Below are 1,557 nucleotides of genomic sequence, written 5' to 3' on the forward strand. Positions count from 1 at the left end.
GAGGCCTCGCGCGGCATGTCGAAGATCGCAGGCGGACAGTCGGTCCGGTTCGACGGGCCTCAGCCCTTCACCAGGACCGGGCCGTTGCCGATCGGACGCTCGTTCTCGCTCATGATGCCGAGCCGACGCGCCACCTCGGTGTAGGCCTCGAGGAGGCCGCCGAGGTCACGGCGGAAACGGTCCTTGTCGAGCTTCTCGTTGGACTTGATGTCCCACAGGCGGCAGGAGTCGGGCGAGATCTCGTCGGCAACGACGATCCGCATCATGTCGTTCTCCCACAGCCGACCGCATTCCATCTTGAAGTCGACCAGACGGATGCCGACGCCGAGGAACAGGCCGCACAGGAAGTCGTTGACCCGAATGGCCAACGCCATGATGTCGTCGATCTCCTGGGGTGTCGCCCAGCCGAACGCCGTGATGTGCTCTTCCGACACCATCGGATCGCCGAGGGCGTCGTTCTTGTAATAGAACTCGATGATCGAGCGCGGCAGCTGCGTGCCTTCCTCGATGCCGAGGCGCTGCGACAGCGAGCCGGCGGCGACGTTGCGCACCACCACCTCGAGCGGGATGATCTCGACCTCGCGGATCAGCTGCTCGCGCATGTTGAGCCGGCGGATGAAATGCGTCGGCACGCCGATGTCGTTGAGGTGCTGGAACAGGTACTCGGAGATGCGGTTGTTGAGGACACCCTTCCCTTCGATCACCTGATGCTTCTTGGCGTTGAACGCGGTGGCGTCGTCCTTGAAGTGCTGGATCAACGTTCCCGGCTCGGGGCCCTCGTACAGGACCTTCGCCTTGCCTTCGTAGATGCGGCGGCGGCGGCTCATGGGGGTGTACCGTGGCTTGAGAAAATCCATAGGATGCCGTGGCTCCGAGTTCTGTGTTCAAGGCCCGCGGCGTCGTCGAGCATACGCGAGACACGCTCGTCACGATTCCAGCGGAACCTATCCGATGGGGGCGACGAGCACAATCGACATAGACCGCCATGCCCGGGCGTGCAATGAGGACTTGCGCGAGCGTCTCATTGCCCTTGACCGTATCCGAACGGTGTGCAAGGCGCGTTTACGACCGGAATCCGGCAACAATCCAGCCGCAGCGACCCCCGCGGCGGCAGCGACCGTGAGCACGTCAGTTACGAGGGACGCCATCATGACTTTCGACGATCGCGAGAAGACCCACGAGAAGAAGTTCGCGCACGACGCGGAGCTTCAATTCAAGGCGACGGCCCGGCGCAACAAGATGCTCGGCCTGTGGGCAGCCGAGAAGCTCGGCCTGGCCGGGGCCGAGGCGGAAGCCTATGCCAAGGAGGTCGTCGTCGCCGACTTCGAGTCGCCCGGCGAGGAGGACGTGTTCCTGAAGCTCCGAAAGGACTTCGACGCCAAGGGTGTGCAGCAGTCCGACCACCAGATCCGCCGCACCATGCTGGAGCTGATGGATCGGGCCGTGGAGACCGTGAAGGCCGGCAAGTAGTGAAGGCCGGCAAGTAGCGAAGGCCGAGACGCAGCGGCGGCCGGGCCGCCGCCCCATCGCTTCGATCCTGGCGCTCCGCCCTCGGCG

Annotated in this window: 2 protein-coding genes; one reads left to right on the forward strand and one right to left on the reverse strand. The window is 64.5% G+C overall.

Features of this window, described 5'->3' with window-relative positions; translation table 11 throughout:
- Positions 1 to 59 precede the first annotated feature (59 nt).
- On the reverse strand, positions 60 to 827 hold the full coding sequence (purC, locus tag CH341_RS07665) for a phosphoribosylaminoimidazolesuccinocarboxamide synthase (protein ID WP_201160186.1): 768 nt from the start codon (positions 825 to 827) through the stop codon (positions 60 to 62).
- A 322-nt stretch (positions 828 to 1,149) separates the two neighbouring features.
- Here purC and CH341_RS07670 point away from each other — a divergent pair, with 322 nt between their 5' ends.
- Positions 1,150 to 1,470 carry a DUF1476 domain-containing protein gene (locus tag CH341_RS07670; RefSeq protein ID WP_425376154.1) on the forward strand — a complete coding sequence of 107 codons (321 nt, stop codon included), beginning with the start codon at positions 1,150 to 1,152 and terminating at the stop codon, positions 1,468 to 1,470.
- Positions 1,471 to 1,557 lie beyond the last annotated feature (87 nt).

The sequence above is a fragment of the Rhodoplanes roseus genome, assembly GCF_003258865.1.
Classification (GTDB): domain Bacteria; phylum Pseudomonadota; class Alphaproteobacteria; order Rhizobiales; family Xanthobacteraceae; genus Rhodoplanes; species Rhodoplanes roseus.

Excerpts from the sequence above, each read along its gene's own strand:
- purC (WP_201160186.1), bottom strand. The coding sequence starts at position 827 with ATGAGCCGCCGCCGCCGCATCTACGAAGGCAAGGCGAAGGTCCTGTAC.
- CH341_RS07670 (WP_425376154.1), top strand. The coding sequence starts at position 1,150 with ATGACTTTCGACGATCGCGAGAAGACCCACGAGAAGAAGTTCGCGCAC.